This window comes from Arthrobacter sp. LjRoot14 (assembly GCF_964253905.1).
GTDB lineage: Bacteria > Actinomycetota > Actinomycetes > Actinomycetales > Micrococcaceae > Arthrobacter.
Window position 1 is genome coordinate 607,489 of the sequence record NZ_CAXURL020000001.1, and the last position, 18,937, is coordinate 626,425.

17 protein-coding genes are annotated in these 18,937 nt (G+C 65.8%); 10 read left to right on the forward strand and 7 right to left on the reverse strand.

Translation table 11 applies throughout. The features are described 5' to 3' along the window. Window positions 1–10: 10 nt before the first annotated feature. Window positions 11–2,191: an acetate--CoA ligase gene (gene acs / locus ACSQ12_RS02905; RefSeq protein ID WP_436064260.1), complete on the reverse strand. Its 2,181-nt coding sequence runs from the start codon at window positions 2,189–2,191 to the stop codon at window positions 11–13. Between the two features lie 297 nt (window positions 2,192–2,488). Here acs and ACSQ12_RS02910 point away from each other — a divergent pair, with 297 nt between their 5' ends. From ACSQ12_RS02910 to ACSQ12_RS02940, 7 genes are all read left to right on the forward strand, one after another. Beyond that, entirely contained in the window at window positions 2,489–2,914 is a 426-nt protein-coding gene (locus tag ACSQ12_RS02910; protein ID WP_436064261.1) for a CoA-binding protein, read from the forward strand. Between the two features lie 39 nt (window positions 2,915–2,953). Then, complete coding sequence (locus ACSQ12_RS02915) at window positions 2,954–3,364, forward strand: MmcQ/YjbR family DNA-binding protein (RefSeq protein WP_436064262.1); 411 nt, start codon at window positions 2,954–2,956, stop codon at window positions 3,362–3,364. Continuing rightward, entirely contained in the window at window positions 3,361–3,930 is a 570-nt protein-coding gene (locus ACSQ12_RS02920) for a DUF1990 family protein (RefSeq protein WP_436064263.1), read from the forward strand. Before ACSQ12_RS02915 ends, ACSQ12_RS02920 begins: the two co-directional genes overlap by 4 nt. Window positions 3,931–3,944: 14 nt before the next feature. Then, window positions 3,945–4,574 carry a hypothetical protein gene (locus ACSQ12_RS02925; protein WP_209747585.1) on the forward strand — a complete coding sequence of 210 codons (630 nt, stop codon included), beginning with the start codon at window positions 3,945–3,947 and terminating at the stop codon, window positions 4,572–4,574. Between the two features lie 42 nt (window positions 4,575–4,616). Further along, a complete protein-coding gene (locus ACSQ12_RS02930) occupies window positions 4,617–4,937 on the forward strand; it encodes a putative quinol monooxygenase (RefSeq protein ID WP_436064264.1) in 321 nt (106 codons plus the stop codon). Between the two features lie 21 nt (window positions 4,938–4,958). Next, window positions 4,959–5,252 carry a DUF503 domain-containing protein gene (locus ACSQ12_RS02935; RefSeq protein WP_011690407.1) on the forward strand — a complete coding sequence of 98 codons (294 nt, stop codon included), beginning with the start codon at window positions 4,959–4,961 and terminating at the stop codon, window positions 5,250–5,252. 116 nt (window positions 5,253–5,368) lie between these two features. Beyond that, window positions 5,369–6,310 carry a hypothetical protein gene (locus ACSQ12_RS02940; RefSeq protein ID WP_436064265.1) on the forward strand — a complete coding sequence of 314 codons (942 nt, stop codon included), beginning with the start codon at window positions 5,369–5,371 and terminating at the stop codon, window positions 6,308–6,310. Window positions 6,311–6,380: 70 nt separating this feature from the next. Here the strand turns inward: ACSQ12_RS02940 and purL are convergent, their stop codons facing one another. Genes purL through purS form a run of 3 tightly spaced genes read right to left on the reverse strand, consistent with a single transcriptional unit; the run spans window position 6,381 to window position 9,722 of the window. Further along, window positions 6,381–8,699, reverse strand: a complete 2,319-nt coding sequence (gene purL, locus ACSQ12_RS02945) for a phosphoribosylformylglycinamidine synthase subunit PurL (RefSeq protein WP_436064266.1) — start codon at window positions 8,697–8,699, stop codon at window positions 6,381–6,383. After that, window positions 8,696–9,469, reverse strand: coding sequence for a phosphoribosylformylglycinamidine synthase subunit PurQ (purQ, locus tag ACSQ12_RS02950; RefSeq protein WP_436064267.1), 774 nt, complete (start codon window positions 9,467–9,469; stop codon window positions 8,696–8,698). The genes purL and purQ overlap by 4 nt, the downstream gene beginning before the upstream one ends. Window position 9,470: 1 nt before the next feature. Next, window positions 9,471–9,722, reverse strand: a complete 252-nt coding sequence (gene purS / locus ACSQ12_RS02955) for a phosphoribosylformylglycinamidine synthase subunit PurS (protein WP_011690410.1) — start codon at window positions 9,720–9,722, stop codon at window positions 9,471–9,473. 264 nt (window positions 9,723–9,986) lie between these two features. On the opposite strand from purS, the gene ACSQ12_RS02960 reads away from it, so the two are divergent. The 3 genes from ACSQ12_RS02960 (at window position 9,987) to ACSQ12_RS02970 (ending at window position 16,747) form a co-directional block, all read left to right on the forward strand. Next, entirely contained in the window at window positions 9,987–10,172 is a 186-nt protein-coding gene (locus tag ACSQ12_RS02960; protein WP_209747577.1) for a hypothetical protein, read from the forward strand. Window positions 10,173–10,419: 247 nt separating this feature from the next. Beyond that, window positions 10,420–13,317, forward strand: a complete 2,898-nt coding sequence (locus ACSQ12_RS02965) for an exo-alpha-sialidase (protein ID WP_436066923.1) — start codon at window positions 10,420–10,422, stop codon at window positions 13,315–13,317. Window positions 13,318–13,612: 295 nt separating this feature from the next. Then, window positions 13,613–16,747 (forward strand): S8 family serine peptidase, encoded by a 3,135-nt coding sequence (locus ACSQ12_RS02970; RefSeq protein WP_436064268.1) that lies wholly within the window; start codon window positions 13,613–13,615, stop codon window positions 16,745–16,747. A 71-nt stretch (window positions 16,748–16,818) separates the two neighbouring features. On the opposite strand, the gene ACSQ12_RS02975 is transcribed toward ACSQ12_RS02970, so the two are convergent. From ACSQ12_RS02975 to ACSQ12_RS02985, 3 genes are read right to left on the reverse strand one after another with little or no spacing between them, the layout of a single operon-like run. Next, complete coding sequence (locus ACSQ12_RS02975; RefSeq protein WP_209747573.1) at window positions 16,819–17,190, reverse strand: serine protease inhibitor; 372 nt, start codon at window positions 17,188–17,190, stop codon at window positions 16,819–16,821. Further along, complete coding sequence (locus tag ACSQ12_RS02980) at window positions 17,190–18,131, reverse strand: 3-methyladenine DNA glycosylase (RefSeq protein WP_436064269.1); 942 nt, start codon at window positions 18,129–18,131, stop codon at window positions 17,190–17,192. Before ACSQ12_RS02980 ends, ACSQ12_RS02975 begins: the two co-directional genes overlap by 1 nt. Window positions 18,132–18,135: 4 nt before the next feature. Then, window positions 18,136–18,690, reverse strand: coding sequence for a serine protease inhibitor (locus ACSQ12_RS02985; protein WP_436064270.1), 555 nt, complete (start codon window positions 18,688–18,690; stop codon window positions 18,136–18,138). Window positions 18,691–18,937 lie beyond the last annotated feature (247 nt).

The following is an 18,937-nucleotide window of genomic DNA, read 5'->3' on the forward strand; positions in this document are numbered from 1 at the left end:
GATTGTTCCTTTACTTCTGTCCGTTGAGGGGAGACTGCTTCTGCCCAATGAGGGAGGCGGCGTAGCCGGCCAGGGCTTCCTGGATGCCGGCGATTGCCGGTTCGTTCTGGAGTGATGTGGTGTCGCCGAGGGTGGTCCCCTCGAAAAGCTGGGTGAGGAGCCTGCGCATGATCTTGCCGCTGCGGGTCTTGGGCACGTCGGGAACCACGACGACGTCGCGCGGCTTCGCGATCGGTCCGATCTCCTTCGCCACGTGGTTCCGGAGTTCGGCGGCCACTTCCGTCGGAACCCCGCCCTTCAGCACCACGAACGCGACGATGGCGTGCCCGGTCTTGGGGTCAGTCACCGGGCAGACGCCGGCTTCCACTACGTCCGGGTGGGCGACGAGGGCCGATTCGATTTCGATCGTGGACAGCAGGTGGCCTGAGACGTTGAGGGTGTCATCCACCCGCCCCAGGATCCAGATGTCGCCGTCGTCGTCGTATCTGGCGCCGTCACCGGCGAGGAACCAGCCCTGCTCCGCATACTTGCGCCAGTACGAATCGAAGTAGCGCTGCGGATTGCCCCAGACGGTACGGGCAATCGCGGGTCCGGGCGAGTCCACCACAATGAATCCCTGGACGCCCGGCGGAACGGTGTTGCCGGCGTCGTCCACGATCCGGGTGCTGACCCCGGGAAGCGGGCGGGCCGCGCAGCCCGGCTTGAACCCGGTGTCCGTCGGTGCGGGAGAGAGGATGGTGGCGCCGGTCTCGGACTGCCACCAGGTGTCCACCACCGGTGCGGTGCCGGCACCGACGTTCTGGCGGAGCCAGCGCCAGGCCTCAGGGTTGACGGCTTCGCCCACGGTGCCGAGCATCCGGATGGAGGACAAATCGTAGCTGTCCGGGACGCCGTCGGGGAACCAGCCCATGAGCGAGCGCACCAGGGTGGGCGCTGTGTAGTACTGCGTCACGCCGTAGCGTTCGATGATCTCGAAGTGCCGGCCCGGATGCGGCGTGTTCGGCGTACCCTCGAAGATCACCTGGGTGACGCCGTTGGAGAGCGGGCCGTAGATCTCGTAGGTGTGGGCAGTGACCCAGGCGAGGTCCGCGGTGCACCAGTGCACATCCTGGTCGCGGAGCGCCGGGTCCGGGTTGCTGAAGAGGTGCTCGAAGCTCCAGGACGCCTGCGTCAGGTAGCCGCCGGAGGTGTGCACCAGGCCCTTGGGCTTACCCGTGGTTCCGGAGGTGTACATGATGAAGAGGGGAGTCTCGGCGTCGAACGCCTCCGCTTCGTGCAGCTCGGAGGCCTGCCCGACGGCGTCGTGCCACCAGACGTCCCGGCCTTCAGTCATGGGGACCGTCGCCAGCTGGTCCGCCGGGGTGGTGCGGTTGACCACCAGCACGTGTTCGATGGCGTTGTCCCCGGCAACTGCGGCATCCGCATTGTCCTTGACCGGCACTGCCACCCCGCGGCGGAACTGGCCGTCCGTGGTGACCAGGAGCTTGGCGCCGGTGTCCTCCACCCGGAACTTCAGCGCCTCCGCGGAGAACCCGCCGAACACCAGGGAATGGATGGCGCCGATACGCGCCACGGCAAGGGTGATGATGACGGTTTCGGGGATGACCGGGAGGTAGATGACCACGCGGTCGCCTTTGGTGATGCCGAGTGCGAGGAGCGCGTTCGCGGCCTTGGACACTTCGCGCTGAAGCTCGGCGTACGTGACGGCACGGCGGTCGCCCGGCTCGCCTTCGAAGTGCAGCGCCACCTTGGTGCCGTGGCCCGCGGCAACGTGGCGGTCCACGCAGTTGTAAGCGACGTTGAGCCTGCCGCCCTCGAACCAGGTGATGTCCGGTCCGGTGCCGGCTTCCAGGTCTGCCGGAACGCGCCGGTGCGCGGTATGCCAGGGCTTGCCGCTGGCATCTCCGCTGAGGGCTCCGCCGGACGGTGCCGCCCAGTCGAGGCGGAGGGCCTGTTCTTCCCAGAACGCTACGTTGGTGGTACTGCGGTGACGCGCCGGTCCGTCAGTGGGGACGCCGTGCACTGCGCCGTCCGTGGGCTCGGTCAGGGACCATCCCGAAGAGCCGCGAGAGGAGCCGGGCGCGTCACGCAGCCCTGCTTCGATCGCCGTCGCGTCCGAAGTGGTTTGTGGAGTTGCCTCGGACGGAATCCGGGCAAGGGTGGGCAGGGCAGAAGAACTATCAGGGGTCATTACAGCACTCCATCGGTCCTGGCAGTAGCACCCCTCGTTCCAAGAATTCCTCGAAAGAGAAAGAGGAGGAACGGTTTCGTGGGAATGGTCGTCTCACGTCACCGGGGTTGCTGCGGCTTCATCGATCCAGGTCTCTCGGCCGCTCGGGATGGTCATTACCTACTAGAACCGAGATGCACGATTTCACAAAATCCGGGCGTTCAGCGCTGTCATATTCGGTCATCCCACGTGCACCGACCCTATTTCATTCACATATTCGAGAATTGTCCGCAAAGTCCGCAGGAGTAAGGTTGATGCATGTCCCACGTTAACGATCCGGCAGTCATTGCCCGACTCATGCGAACCAAAGGCACCTGGGCAATCGTCGGCCTGAGCACCAATGAGTGGCGCTCGGCGTACGACGTCTCCCTGTACATCCGTGACCGGATGGGCATGGAAATCATTCCGGTCAACCTCCCCGGCGATGACGTTCACGGGGAGAAGGGTTACCGGTCCCTGGCGGACATCCCCGCGGAAAAGCACCCGATCGACGTCGTGGACTGTTTTGTGAACTCCCACAATGTGGGTGCTGTCATCGACCAGGCCATCGCGGTGGGCGCCAAGGCGGTGTGGCTGCAGCTCGGTGTCTTCGACGACGCTGCCGTTGAGCGTGCCAAGGCCGCCGGACTGGACGTGGTGGTCAACTCGTGCCCGGCCCGCGAAGGCTGGCGCGTGGGCATCTAGCACCTGCGGTTTATCCCTGCCGCCGGATAGGCTCGTGCCATGGACGTTGACACCCTCCGGAAGATCTGCCTGAGCTTCCCCGGCGCCTTCGAAGACTTTCCGTTCGGCCCGGAAACCTCCGTTTTCAAGGTGCGGGCAGCCGTGGCGGGCGGTTCACGGCAGGAGGCCAAGATGTTCGCCGCATCCGCGATGGATTCTGAAGATTGGTCCGTGAGCCTCAAGTGCGAGCCTGCGCTGGCAGAACAGCTCCGGGCCATCCATCCGGGAATTACCGGCGCCTGGCACATGAACAAGACGCACTGGAACGGGGTCCGGCTGGACGGATCGCTGCCGGATGACATGATCCGGGACATGGTGGAGGACTCCTACGATCTGGTGGTGGCAACAATGAGCCGGAAGCAGCGCGAACAGCTGGGATGGGCCGGGCTCGCCCGGGGTGAGGGCACATGAAGAGCCGTCGCGGTGCCGGCCGCGTCAGCCGCGTCGCCCGGGGCAGCCTGGATTACCCTGGCGTTGGTTCCACCGAACACGGACGGCCGCCGGACGGCATCCCCTGGCTGGTGACCCAGGCGTACCTCGGCGAGGGTGCGGCACTCTACCGGCGGGTGGCCCACGGGATCCTGGCCTGGCAGCTGCAGAAACGGTCCGGGCTGCGGGTCCGCGCCGACTCCGACGTCGTGGTGCCCGGCGCCCGCGTAGTGAGCGGATTCGGCGTCGGGCCTTTCCGGATCAACGCGCCCTGCGAGGTGGTGTGGGTGCGCCGGCCGGTGCCCGGCGACGGCCCGCAAAGCGCCGGTTTCGGGTACGGCACGCTGTCCGGCCATCCGGTGCGGGGCGAGGAAGCCTTTGAAGTGGAACTGGACGGTCAGGGGCGTGTGTTCCTGAAGATCACTGCCTTCAGCCGGCCCTCCAACTGGTTTTACGCGGCCGGCAGCGCCGTCACGGCACGCGCACAAAGACACGTCACTTCCCGATACATTGGGAGTGCGCACGAACTGGCCGCAGGTGAAAGCTGATCAGGAGCAGGTGGATGCTGGAACAGAAAACCCTTGACCAATTGTGGAACTTCGACGACCCCGCAGGATCGGAAGCCCGTTTCCGGACGGCTGCCACAGACGAAAATTACGACGCCGATGAACGGGCCGAGCTCGCCACCCAGGTGGGGCGGGCCATCGGACTGCAGGGCCGCTACGAGGAAGCCGACGCACTCCTGGACGCGATCGACGCCGACGAGCCCACCGTGGCCGTCCGCGTGCTCCTGGAGCGGGGCCGCCTGCTGAACTCCAGCGGGCATGCCGCGATGGCCGTGCCGCTGTTTGAACAGGCCGCCGAACTGGCGGACCACCTCAGTGAGGAATTCCTGGCCGTCGACGCGCTGCACATGCTGGCGATCGCGGACCCTGAGCACGCCGAGTCCTGGACCCGCAGTGCCCTCGAGTATGCTTCCACGGTGCACGACCCTCGGACCAGGCGGTGGATGGTCTCGCTGCACAACAACCTGGGCTGGACGCTGCACCAGGGCGGCCGCTTCACCGAGGCCCTGGTCGAGTTCCAGCTTGCCGAACAGTGGGCGGAACGTGTCGGCACACCCCAGCAGCAGGAATGGGCCCGTGAGGCGATCGAGGAGTGCCAGCATTCCCTCGCCGCCGGCCGGCCGTAGAAAGACAACGAGCCCTAGAAAAACAACGAAAGGCATAACCCCGTGATCTTCATTGTCGTCAAGTTCAAGGTCAAGCCGGACTGGTCGGATAAGTGGCTGGGCCTGGTGAAGGACTTCACCCAGGCGACGCGTCAGGAGCCCGGCAACCTGTGGTTCGACTGGTCCCGCAGCGTGGAGGACCCCAACGAGTTTGTCCTCGTGGAAGCCTTCAAGGACGATGCCGCCGGCGACCACGTCAATAGCGCACACTTCCAGAAAGCGATGGCGGACATGCCCCAGGCCCTCGCTGAGACGCCCCGCATCATCAGCCGCCAGCTCGACGGCGACGGCTGGGACCGCATGGGCGAACTCACCATCGCCTAGCCGCCCGGGAAGGACCGCCCCATGTGGATCGGATGGATTGAGTTCGACATTCTCCTGGGCGACGTTCACAGCCTCAAGGAGAAGCGTTCCGTGGTGCGGCCGCTGCTGGCGGAGCTGAAGCGCCGCTTTGAGGTTTCCGTGGCCGAGGTGGGGGACCACGAACAGTACCGGCGCACGCAGCTTGGCGCCGGGCTGGTTGCAGCAGACCGGGCGCACCTCGTGGAGGTGCTCACCGCCGTCGAACGCTTCGTTGCCAACCGCCCCGAACTAGAACTCCTCAGCGCCAGGCAACGCGAGCTCCGCAGCGACGACTGACTCATCGATTGCTCCGCACGGGCCCTTTTGACACCCCAAAACGGCCGCTACGGAGCAATCGATGGGCCGTGTGGATAACTTCTGCGGGCGCGGCGGCATTCTGCTCTCATGAACCCATGAAGACTGCACGTCCGTTGCCGGATGATTTTCAGGATCGACCCTTCACCGTGACGGACGCGGCGCGGGCCGGAGTGTCACCCAAACGGCTGCGGCACAGCTCCCTGCATCGCCTCGGGAAGGGAATACGCGCGGAAAGCGCGACGGCGGACCTCCCGTTGAGTATCAGGGTGCGGCCCTTCATTGAGGTCAACGAGCGATGCGCCGCATCGCACCTCACAGCGGCGGAACTCTTCGTGCTGCCGCGGCGTCAGCAGAAGGGATCGCAGGACATGTTTCATGTCATCAGGCCTGAGGGCGAAGCTCATCTCAATCGGCCGCATGTCATCGTGCACCGGATGAAGCTCTACAGCGACGAGGTCACCACAGTTGAGGGGATATCCGTGACCACTCCGGAGCGGACCTGGCTGGACATGGCGGAGATGCTGTCAGTGGACGAGCTCGTGGCCATGGGCGACAGCTGTGTTCGGGTGCCGCGGGCAGACTTTGAGGACAGGGACATGCCGCTCTGCACTTTGGCCGACCTCCAGCGGATGATTGACAGGCACAAGGGAAAGCGCGGATTACGCAAGGCAAAGGAAGCGATCAAGCTCATCAGGGTGGGCGCCGACTCACCGCAGGAAACGGTCCTTCGGCTGGCCCTGGTGCGGGCCGGGCTGCCGGAGCCGGAGCTGAACGTACCGATCATCGGCGACGATGGCCGCCGCCATCACGAGCCTGACTTGTCATACCGCAAGTACCGGATCGGGATCGAGTACGAAGGAGAGCATCATGGCGACGAGGTGCAAATCGTCCGGGACATTGCCCGTTCTGAATCCTACGAGATGCTGGGATGGGCGGAGGTTCGAATTTCCAAACGGCATATGCTGGACGGCGCCAGGCCGGCGGTGTCCAAGGTTCGCACCGCGCTGATCCAAGCGGGTTGGCGGCCCGGGCGTTAAGCAACGATTGCTCCGTAACTGCCGTTCTGAGGGTTCAAAACGGCGGGTACGGAGCAATCGATGAGAGTGCCTAGCCGAAGTACTTCGGCAGGGTGGCTTCGTGGGCTTCGCGGAGGGCGTCGAGGTTCATGGTCTCCACGCCGTTGATCTCCAGCTGGCCGCTTGCTGCGTCCACCACGCCGATGCGGGCGTGGGCGAAGCCGCGGGCGGTGCACATGTCCGTGAAGCGGACTTCCTCGGAGCGCGGCACGCCAACAATGGCGCGGCCCTGGGTCTCGGAGAACAGCGCCGTGAAGAGGTCCACGCCGTCACGGTCCATGACGTCCTGCAGGGCAATCCGTGCACCCACGCCGTAGCGCAGCGCGGACTCAACCAGGGCTGCCGCGAGGCCGCCCTCGGAGAGGTCGTGCGCGGAGTCCACCATGCCGTCGCGGGAGGCGTTGATCAGGATTTCACCCAGCGCGCGTTCGGCAGCGAGGTCAACCTTCGGCGGCTGCCCGCCAAGGTGGCCGCGCAGGTTGGCCCACTCGGAGCCGTCCAGTTCTGCCGCCGTGGTGCCCAGGAGGTAGATGGCCTGGCCGTCTTCCTTCCAGCCCGACGGCGTGCGGCGGGCGACGTCGTCGAGCTTGCCCAGCACGGCCACCACGGGGGAGGGGTGAATGGGCGTGGTCCCGGTCTGGTTGTACAGCGAGACGTTGCCGCCGGTGACCGGGACGCCCAGCACCATGCAGGCGTCGGACAGGCCGCGGATGGCCTCGGCGAGCTGCCACATGACGTCCGGGTCCTCGGGGGAACCGAAGTTCAGGCAGTCGCTGACGGCCATCGGCACCGCGCCGGAGGTGGCGACGTTGCGGTACGCCTCGGCCAGCGCGAGCTGTGCGCCGTGGTACGGGTCGAGGTAGGTGTAGCGGCCGTTGGCGTCAGTGGCCAGGGCCACGCCCAGGCCGGTTTCCTCGTCAACGCGAACCACGCCGGCGTCGTCCGGGAACGCCATGGCGGTGTTGCCGCCGACGTAACGGTCGTACTGGTTGGTGATCCAGGATTTGTCGCACATGTTCGGCGAAGAAATGAGCTCGGTGACGGCGGCGGCCAGTTCCTTGGGAGCGGAAGGGCGGCCGGCATCCTGCACGGACCCGGTGAAAGCGTCGGCCTGAACGGCGTCCTGCCATTCCGGGCGGGCAAACGGGCGGTCATAGACCGGACCGTCGTGCGCCACGGTGCGCGGGTCGACGTCGACAATGACCTCGCCTTCCCACGTGATGATCAGGCGGCCGGTGTCGGTCACCTCGCCCAGCCAGGAGTACTCCACGGCCCACTTGTCCATGACGGCTTCGAAGGCGGCGACGTTCTCGGGGGTCACCACCGCCATCATGCGTTCCTGCGACTCGGACATCAGGATCTCGCCCGGGGTCAGCGTGGGATCGCGCAGCAGCACGGAGGTCAGCTCGACTTCCATGCCGCCGTCGCCGTTGGAGGCGAGCTCGGAGGTGGCGCAGGAAATGCCCGCGGCGCCGAGGTCCTGGATGCCCTCAACGAGGGAACCCTTGAACAGCTCGAGGCAGCACTCGATCAGGACCTTCTCGGCGAACGGGTCGCCCACCTGGACGGCGGGACGCTTGGACGGCTTGGTGTCGTCGAAGGACTCGGAGGCCAGCACGGAGGCGCCGCCGATGCCGTCGCCGCCGGTGCGTGCACCGAACAGCACTACCTTGTTGCCCTTGCCGGAGGCGTTGGCCAGGCGGATGTCCTCGTGGCGCATAACGCCGACGGCCAGCGCGTTCACCAGCGGGTTGCCCTGGTACACGGAGTCGAAGACCATTTCGCCGCCGATGTTGGGCAGGCCCAGGGAGTTGCCGTAGCCGCCGATACCGGCCACGGCACCGTGCATGACGCGTGCGGTGTCCGGGTGGTCAATGGCGCCGAACCGCAGCGGATCCATCACGGCCACCGGGCGGGCACCCATGGAGATGATGTCGCGGACGATGCCGCCGATGCCCGTTGCGGCGCCCTGGTAGGGCTCAACGAACGACGGCGAGTTGTGGGACTCGATCTTGAACGTCACGGCCCAGCCGTCGCCCAGGTTGGTGACACCGGCGTTTTCGCCGATGCCCACCAGCATGTCCTTCTTCATCTCGTCCGTCACCTTGTCGCCGAACTGGCGCAGGTGGTTCTTCGAGGACTTGTAGGAGCAGTGTTCGCTCCACATCACGGAGTACATGGCGAGCTCGGCGCCGGTCGGGCGGCGGCCCAGGACCTTGACGACCTCGTCGAACTCGTTCTGCTTCAGGCCCAGTTCGGCCCAGGGGAGTTCGACGTCGGGGGTCTTGGCCGCGTTCTCCACGGTGTCGATGTTGAACTTCTTGCTGACGGTTTCAGCTGAGGTACTCACTTTGCGCCTCCCACAATCTTGTTCAATACGGAGGTGAAGAAACCGAGGCCGTCGGTGTCCGAGCCGCCGATGCCGTCGAGGGATGCCGGGCCGAAGCCGGCCTCTACGGCGTGCTCGGGGTGCGGCATGAGGCCCACCACGTTGCCGGCGGTGTTGGAGATACCGGCGATGTCGCGGCGGGAGCCGTTCGGGTTGAAGCCCACGTAACGGAACACCACGCGGCCTTCGGCCTCAAGGGCGTCCAGGACCTTCTCATCGGCGATGTACTGCCCGTCCTGGTTCTTCAACGGAACGGTGATTTCCTGGCCGGCGGCGTAGTCGCTGGTCCAGGCGGTGGTGTTGTTTTCCACGCGCAGGACCTGGTCGCGGCACATGAACTTCAGGTGGTCGTTCTTGATCATCGAGCCGGGCAGCAGGTGCGACTCGGTGAGGATCTGGAAGCCGTTGCAGATGCCCAGGACCGGCAGCTTGGCGTCCGAGTTTGCGGCGTCGATGATTTTTGCCATCAGCGGCGCGAAGCGTGCAATGGCGCCGGCGCGGAGGTAGTCGCCGTAGGAGAAACCGCCGGGAATCACGACGGCGTCAACGTCGCCAAGGGTGGTGTCTGCGTGCCAGAGTTCCACCGGGGTGGCGCCTGCCAGTCGGACCGCGCGGGCGGCGTCGCGGTCGTCCAGGGTTCCGGGGAAGGTGACGACGCCGATTCGGGCGCCAGCGAGCCGGGGGTTGGCCGCAACGGCTACCGCCTCGCCAATCAGGGGGAGTTCAGTCATTTCAGGCCTCGACGACCTCGACGTTGACGACATCCTCGATGACGGGGTTGGACAGCAGGGTTTCTGCGGCGTTCCGGGCCTGGGCCAGGATCTCCTCGGTCACCTCGCCGTCGACAGTGAGTTCAAAGCGCTTGCCCTGGCGGACAGAGCTAAAGGCAGTGAAGCCCAGCCGGGGGAGTGCACCCACGATGGCCTTCCCCTGCGGGTCCAGAATCTCGGGCTTGGGCATGACGTCGACAACGATCCGGGGCATCCGGCAACTCCTGTGCGTGAGCGTTGGGTAAGGGCGCAGCGGAGTGGTGCCGTCTCACGCTGGTCTGCTGCTGTATTTACAGCCACTGCGGACTCCAAACATAAGACAGCGGGAACGAGCGCTCCGCGAGCTTGCTTGCCCATTCTACCGGGCGGAATGCGTCAGGCCGCATTCGCGGGCTGACTGTGAAATGGGGCACTCACCGGAGGGTGAAGCACGACGGCGGCTCTGGTGGCGCGCTGGCACGCTCAGTAGGATTGCGGCATGGCTCAGAAACCCAAATCCGTACTACTTCCGGTCATGGCCGCCGCAGTGTTTGCTGGGCTGGGTCGAATGGTGATGCAGAAGATCAAAGCCGATCGCGCCGCCAGGGAAACAAATGTGGCCGGCCCCATTGACGAGAAGACCCGTGCCTGGATCAGCGAAGTGGTCCGCACGCCCCGCCAGTAGCCGCACGCCCGGCGGCATGAGGGCCGCAAAATAGTCGCCTGACACCTCTGGTCAATGTGATTCACTGCACCCTAAGGTTGTAGGACGTTGTATGTGGCATGTGGGATAAACCGCATGACCCGCACGTGTTCGCACTGCTGCCCCAGGGCGGCGACCTGAAAGGACAGTGGATTTGAAACTCAAAAAGAGGCAGCCGGCCGGCAAAGCCGGCTCCGTGGGCCGGGTGGCCGCCGCAGGGATCCTTGGGATGGCGCTGATCGCGGGGCCCGGGTTGCCGGCCAGGGCCGAGCCGGCTCCGCCCTCCAATCCGGCAGCCGCCCCGGGCACCTTCGCCGAAGCGAACATTGCCGCAGACCGGACGGCCGACAATTTCTTCTACCGTATTCCCGCGCTCACCTACCTCGGGAACGACGTTGTACTTGCAGCGTGGGACGGCAGGCCCGGGAGCTCGGCCGACGCGCCGAACCCGAACTCGATCGTGCAGCGCCGCAGCATCGACGGCGGCGCAACGTGGGGTCCTTTGACCGTCATCGCTGCCGGCCATGTGGCTGACGCCAGCGGCCCCAAATACGGGTTCAGTGATCCGTCGTACATCTACGACGCAGAGGCGGGCAAAGTGTTCGCCCTGTTCGTCTACTCAAAGGACGCCGGCTTCTCTGCCAGCACTTACGGCAACGACGACGCCGACAGGAATGTCATTTCCTCTGCCGTGGTGGAGTCCGCCGACGAAGGCCGCACCTGGAGCCAGCCCCGGTTCATCACAAACGTCACGAAACCCGGAAGCAGTAAGACCAACCCGCAGCCGGGTGACGTACGCACCAACTTCGCGGCGTCCGGTGAGGGGATCCAGCTCAAATATGGCGCACACAAAGGCCGGTTGATTCAGCAGTACTCGGGTTACGTGCGTCAAGCCAACGGTTCGGAACTCTTCCAGGCCTACAGCGTCTACTCGGATGACCATGGCGCAACGTGGCACAAAGGGGCCCCGATCGGCGACCGCATGGACGAGAACAAGACCGTGGAACTCTCCGACGGCAGGGTGCTGCTGAATTCGAGGGACAGCGCGAACGGCGGCTACCGCAAAGTGGCCGTGTCAACCGACGGCGGCGCCAGCTACGGACCGGTCACGCAGGACACTGAACTGCCGGACCCTGCCAACAACGGGTCAATCTCCCGGATGTACCCGGCCGCACCGGAGGGCTCTGCCGAGGCAAGGAAGCTGATCTTCACCAATTCCAACTCCAAGACCGCCAGGGAAAACGTCTCGGCGCGCGTGTCCTGTGACGACGGAGCAACGTGGCCCGGTGTCCGCACCATCCGTCCAGGCTTCTCCGCGTATTCAACCATTACCCGCCTGGCCGACGGCAAGTTCGGCGTCCTGTACGAGGCGAACTACACGGACAACATGCAGTTCGCCAGTTTCGACGACGCATGGCTGAACTATGTCTGCGCTCCTGTGAACGTGCCCGCACAAACCATTGCGCCCGGTGTTGCGCAGCAGGTCCCGGTGACGGTTACCAACCAGGAAGCCCATGTCCTGTCCGGCGCCCGTGCCAGTATCTATACGCCAACGGGATGGTCCGCCGCCACGGTGGACGTTCCTGACCTCGCACCGGGTAGCTCTGCCACGGTGAACGTCCAGCTCACGCCGCCGGCCGGAGCTTCGGGTCCAACATCCCTCAATGCGGCTTTCACCACGGCCGACGGAAAGGTGTCCCAGTACACGTTCGTTGCCAACAGCCCGGTAGCCCCCCAGGTTGGCCTGACCGTCGCCGGCTCAGCGCCGGCACGGGACGTGGCGGCGAACCCGTATAAGGAAGGCGAGGTGCTGTCTTACACCTTCGCGGTCAAGAGCACGTCGAACGTCACGTCCAATGCAGTCCCCGTTTCCGGGACCTTCGAGACCGGGTTCCTGCCGCCGTCGGCCCCTAATTGCCGGTACAACAACCTTGCCGCCGGTGCCAGCTACAACTGCACCACACCGAAGCACACGCTCACTCCTCAAGACATAGCGCGCGGCTACCTCGTCCCTGTGGCTGAGTTCACCGTCACGGCCTCCGGCAATACGGCACTGACGAAGGCAGTGTCCTTCAAGGGAGCGGCCGTACCGTTGCGGGATGGCCTGCTGGCCGGATCGATCACCGGTGCCCGGAATGATGCCGGACGTGACCTCGCCGCGCAGCCGTACGCCGCCGGCGAGCAGGTGCCCTACACGTTTACCGTCAGCAACACCGGCCCCCTGGCCGCGGACTTTGTGCCGACTGCCGGCAATTTCTCACCCCTCGTACCCCCGGGTTCGGGAAACTGCCGATGGCTCAACCTTGCCGCGGCAGGATCCTACGCATGCTCCACACCGCGGCACGCCGTGACCCGGGAAGAGGCGGAGGAAGGATTCTTCCGTGCCGACTCCACCTGGACAGTTGCTGCGTCCGGGCAGAGCAGCCGGGAATACCGTGTGGACGGCGGCGAAGTGGACCTCGCGGTCCGGACCCCGAAGCTGGACGGCACGGTCTCGGCTGAATGGACCGATGCCGACGGCGACCGCTACGCGAGTGCCGGGGATTCCGTCACCTACACCTATGGCGTGGGAAACGCCGGCAACGTCGCGCTGACCAACGTCACGGCTCCGGATGCCGGCATTTCAGTGGACAGGCTGGGCATCGGGGAAACAGCAACAGCAACCCGGGTGCACATCCTGACCCCCGCAGATATCGCGGCCGGCCAGTTGCCTGCCTCTCCGTTTGCCGCCTCTGCATCCAACGGGTCGCGGAAGGTGCGCGTTGACGTGCAGGCCGAAGCGGTGGCTTTGCGGCTCCAGCCGGCCAAACCGGTGGCCGTTCCGGCGTTGACGGTCCAGGATTTCGACGGTCAGGTTCCGCCCGTCGACCTGGGCACCAACGAAAAATACCGTAACGGCGAGAAGGTGACGCTCCGCGGCCTTCCCTACGGCCAGTGGTATTACGTCTACCTGAACAAGCACGGCTTCCGCCTCGGCTGGATCTTTCCCACTACGGCGGACACTGTGGAGTTCCTCCTGCCCTCCACCGTGCAGAACGGGCGGGACGACGTGGTGGTCCTGGATTCCGAGGGGCAGCAGGTTTCCTTTGACCGACTTCAGGTCACGCCGAAAGGGTCCATCGGCTGACGTGGAGCAAGCATGGTGACCGCGTAGTGAACCGTGGCGGCGGGCCGGCGGGGAACCGCCCGCCCGCCGTCGCGGTTTTCCCTTCCAGGGCTTCTGGCTGTGCCCGGCCCGAGCCTCGAATGACAAAAGTACAACGACTGTTGTGTCCTATGTCATATTCGGCTCTCACTCTGTACTGTTTGACACGGCTGGTCTCGCCGGATGACAGGAACTGTCAGTCCGGCTGCCTCTTTCCCAGCTGACCGAGACCGGCCGCACCGCCGGACCCGTACCTCATGAAAGGTTTCAGTCGCTCGTGAAATCAAAAGGAACAAGCCTTGTCCGGGTCGGGGGACTCCGGAAGGCGGCAGCGCTGGCTGTTGGCCTCCCGCTGCTTCTCTCCTCCGTCGCAGTGGGTCCCGCTACCGCGGCGCCCACCGAAACCGGCGGAGTCGAACAGGCCAAAAACGTCAACCCGACAGACTACAAAGACGGCCGCTACATCGTGGTCCTCGCCGAGAAGGCTGCGGCGGCGTACGACGGCGGAACGGCCGGCATCGCGGCAACCAAGCCGCAACAGGGCCGCAAACTTGATTCCGGCAGCCAGAACTACAAGGCCTACGACGCGCACCTCCGCAAGGCCCAGCGGGACGTCGCGGCCAGGCAGGGCGTCGCCCCGTCCAAGCAGTTCACGGGCGCGCTCAACGGCTTCGTGGCCGAGCTCACCGCGGTGCAGGCTGCCGAGCTTGCCAAGGACAGCAACGTGCTGGTGGTGGCACCGGACGTGGAGAACGCACCGGATTACACCACCACCGACTTCCTGAAGCTCACAGGCAGCGACGGCGCCTGGGCAAAGCAGTTCGGCGGCGAATCCGGCGCCGGCAAGGGTGTGGTGGTCGGCGTGATCGACTCCGGCTACGCCCCGGACAACCCCTTCCTGCGGGGGGATCCAGTGCAGCCGCTCAAGGGCAAGGCACAGGTGGGCGTTCCGTATCTCACCGCGGACGGCAAGATCGCCATGCTCAAGTCGGACGGCACGACCTTCCAGGGCGAATGCCAGAAGGGCATCGAATCAGGGGCCTCCTTCGACGGAACCCTCTGCAACTCCAAGGTGGTCAGCGCCCGCTACTTCGCCGACTCCTTCCGTCAGTACGTGGCACCCGAACACCGCGCCCCGGAGGAACTGATCTCCCCGGTGGACGTGGGCAGCCACGGCACACACACGGCCACCACCGCCGCCGGCAACGCCAACGTGGAACAGGTGATCGACGGCGCCAGCTTCGGCACGAGCTCCGGCGTTGCCCCCGCCGCCAAGGTCTCCGTCTACAAGGTCTGCTGGGAAGACGATAATCCCAACACCGGCGGCTGCTACTCCTCCGCCTCGGTCGAAGCCGTTGACGCAGCCATCAAGGACGGCGTGGATGTCCTGAACTACTCAATTTCCGGCAACACCAACAGCACGACGGATCCCGTGGCCCTGGCGTTCCTGAACGCGGCTGCCGCAGGCGTGTTCGTTTCGGCATCGGCAGGCAACTCCGGCCCCGCCGTGTCCACCGTGAACCACGCCTCGCCGTGGCTGACCACCGTCGCGGCATCGACTTTCCCCAGCGACCTGCTCGGCACGGTGAAGGTATCCGACGGCAGCATGTTCCGGGGCGCGTCCATCATGAAGTCTGAAGTCAAGGACGCAGCCGTGGTAGTGGCCGCCGACGCAGCTGCCCCGGATGCGCCTTCTGCCGCGAACCTTTGCGGCCCGGGAACGCTGGACGCCGCCAAGGTCACCGGCAAGGTGGTGGTCTGTGACCGCGGTGTTGTGGACCGGACGGCGAAGAGCCTTGAGGTCCAGGCGAAGGGCGGCGTTGGCATGGTCCTGGTCAACCTGGCCTCCAGCTCCGAGGACGCGGACAACCACGTCGTGCCCACCGTGCACGTCAATGCCCCCAAGAGCCTGGAACTGAAGTCCAAGCTTTCTGCCAACCCGGCGCTTACGGTGAGCCTCGTCAAGGGGGACCTCACCGGCGAGCCATTGCCGCCGGCACCCCAGGTGGCCGGCTTCTCCTCCCGAGGCCCGAGCCTGGCCTCCGGCGGGGACCTCCTGAAGCCGGACATCTCCGCTCCCGGCGTGAACGTCCTCGCGGGCGTTTCCACCATCGGCAACAACGGCGCACAGTTCGGCTTCATGTCCGGAACCTCCATGGCTGCCCCGCACATTGCGGGATTCGGAGCCCTGGTGCTCAGCAAGCAGCCCACGTGGTCGCCTGCCATGGTCAAGTCCGCCATGATGACCACCGCCTACCCGCTGGTCAACGCGGACGGCACTCCGAACCGGAACCCGTTCGAGGGCGGCGCAGGGCACATTGACGCCACGCGCGTGCTGGATCCGGGGCTTGTCTACAACTCGAACATCAAGCAGTGGCTGGCCTTCCTGAACGGCCAGGGCGTGGCGACCGGAGCACCCCAGGCCGGCAGCATTGCCGCTCGCGACCTCAACCTGCCCTCCATTGCCCTGGGCAGCCTCGTGGGCGAGATCCAGGTCAAGCGCCAGCTCACCGCGCTGGTCCCGGGCAGCTACCGGCCCGCAGTGGACATGCCCGGTGTCAGTGTCCATGTGGAGCCGCAGGTGCTTAACTTCGCCAAGGCGGGGCAGACCCGTGAGGTGACCATCACCATCAAGAATGTCAGCGCTCCGGTGGGCAAGTTCACCACGGGCACGCTGACGTGGAAGGGGCCGCGCACCGTCAGCTCGCCCATTGCGGTCCGCCCGGTGGACGCCCAGATTGCGCCGTCGTTCTCCTTCAGTTCCGCTACCGGCACGGGCAGCGGAACCATGGACCTCGTCTCCGGCTCGGATTCGCCCATAGCGGTGGGTGTTGAAGGGCTTGCGCCGCTGTCCGAGACGGCCATCACCAAGACACCCGGCGCCTACGCCGCAAAGAATGACGAACACAACGCCGTCGTTAAAGTGGAGGTGCCGGCGGGCGCGACCTTCGCGCGTCTGGGCATCCAGGCCGAAACGGACGACGTCGACTGGGACATGGTGGTTTACGCACCCAACGGAAACGGAGGCCTCGTGGCAACCCAGGTGGCAACGGCGTCGGCCAGCGAGTTCCTGGACCTGGAAGCGCCCCGCGCAGGCACTTACTACCTCGTGGCGAACCTGTACTCCACCCCGGACAACGGGCCCGCCTCCGCGCATGTCCAGGCTGCCTCGTTCCTCGGCAATTCCGGGAACCTGACTGTCACCCCGAACCCGATCGTTGCCCCCAACGGCACGGCCACCACGGCCACAGCCAACTGGACCGGCCTGGCATCGGGATCCTACCTGGGCCGGCTGAGCCTGGGGGAAAACGGGATCAGGACGTGGATCAACGTCAAGGTGGGCACCGAAACGGCGCCCGCCCCGGCCGGTGCCCCGGCGGTCACGGCCGTTGACGCGGTACCGGGAACCTAGTCCGGAACACCATCAGTAAACAGCGTCACCAGGAACGTCCCGGCAGCCGCAAGGCTCCCGGGACGTTCCTGTCAGGTCTGGCCGGTGGATCCAGGCGTGCCGCCGAACAGCGGGGCGAGCGATCGCCAACGCGCAATCTCACAGCCGTCGGTCAGGCTGAACCGGCTGTGGACCGGACGGCCGTGGAACGTTCCCGTAACTATGGCCACCTGCGGGCCTCCGTACTGCTGGGTGCACATCATGTCCCGCCGCCGGGGCACGAAGAACACTTCGTCGCCGAAACGCTCGACGGCGGCCAGCGCCGCAGCAGGGTCCGGCAGGGTTGACCCTTTCATTGCGGCGGCCTGCGGCACTACTCCGTGGCGCACAACAAGGCGGAACTCGTGCTCCGGGGCCCCCGGCGCCTCGGTCAACCGGACGGTCAGATCCACGTCGGCGGTCATCAGCTGCCCCGGACCTGGGCGATCAGTGGTGCCAAGGCCTCGAGCAACCGCCCCCGCAGCACCTGCGCCTCCATGGAGAACGCCCGCTGGTGTTCAACGTACTCCGCCTTGCCGGCGGCCGTTTCGATCGGGATGGGCGGGTAACCCCACTCCTCGAGGTCGTACGGTGAGGCCTGCATGTCCATGGCGCGGACCCGCCAGGACAGTTCGAAGCAATCCATAACAAGTTCACTGGGCAGGGCCGGCGCCAGCTTGTACGCCCATTTATAGAGGTCCATGTTGGCGTGCAGGCACCCCGGCTGCTCCATGGCGCGCTGATTGTCCCGGCTCGGAGTGAGTTCGTTCAGGGGCGTGGCATCCGGCGTGTAGAAGCGGAAGGCGTCGAAGTGCGAGCACCGGATCCGGTTGTCCTCCACTACACGGTCAGTGCCCTGTGACCCGAGGCGCAGCTGCAGGTATTCGTGGCGCAGCTCAAACTTGTCCTGGTGGTACACCATCGCCCACTCGTGCAGGCCGAAGCAGCCAAACTGGGCAGGCCGCGATGCCGTGCCGCGCAGGATGATTTCGGCGAACTGCAGTGCCTCCTTGCGTTCGGCCAGAAAGGCTGTGAGGTCAACGGTTGCCGCGGTGGTCCCGGGAGACAGGCCGGCGGCGGCGAGGTCGCCGTCGTCGAGCATCCGGTAGTACTTCCAATCGGCGCGGGCGGCGGCCCCGGCCCCCACAAGGACCACTCCGGCACCCGGGTGCCAGCGCAGGAGCTGGCCCGGCTTTTGCGTGTAGTAAGTGAAGAGGAAATCCTCAACGGGGTGTTTCCTGCCCGCGGAGCGGCGGGCAAGGTAGGGGTCGGCATAGCGCCTGACCCGGGCCTGGTGGTCCGCTTCGTGGTGTTTCCAGGTGTCCGCCGGCAGCACCGTTTGCCGCCCGTGCTTCAAAATCTGCATCAGCCTAGGAAGCTCCGCCCGCGGACCCCAGGATGTCCTTGGCCGCATTCCACAGGCCGATCTCGCAGCCATCCCTGCGGGCAAAGGACGAATCCACCGGGGAATCATCCACGATCCCGGTGACGGTGGCCTCCTGCGGGCCGCCGTACTGCTGGGTGCAGGCCTGGTCCGTGCCCCGGGGTGCAGGGCTCAGCACGGCAGGGTTCTCCTTCAGCGCGGTGCAGGCCGCCGCGGCCGAGGGATGGCTGCTTTCAGCCGTCGGAACGCCGTCCTTGCATACCAGGGTGTAGTTCAGGGCCGCTTCCGATTCCGACGGCTTGACCATGATGGCGAGCTCGGCGTTTCCCTTGCCCGGACCGGACGTTGCTGGCGCCGCGGTCGGCGGCGGCGAGGGGGCCGGGACAGTTGTTTCAGCGTCAGGCGACGGCTCGGCCGTGGGACCGGCGGTGCTCGAAGTGGCCGAGGGCGAAGGAGTCGGGCCGCCCCCGCCGCCAGGGGAACATGCGGCGAGACCGGCAACGGATAGCAGAACGAGTGCGTGAATCCATGCCTTACGCATTGCCGGTCCTCCTCATTTTGGTCCATTCTATCGCCGGAGGCCCACGATGAACCCTGCCGTTCGGCCCGGGGTCCCGGGCTGCGGCCGTCTGAGGAACCCGGGACTGGCGGGCGCGGAGATTAAATCTGTCCGGAAGACCTCGATTCCGCAGCCCCACTCCGGTATGTTTCTCCCATCACTGGATGTATGGCCTCACGCCCACGTTGCGCCGATGTGGACGGATACATCCGGGAGGTGGGACCGGTTT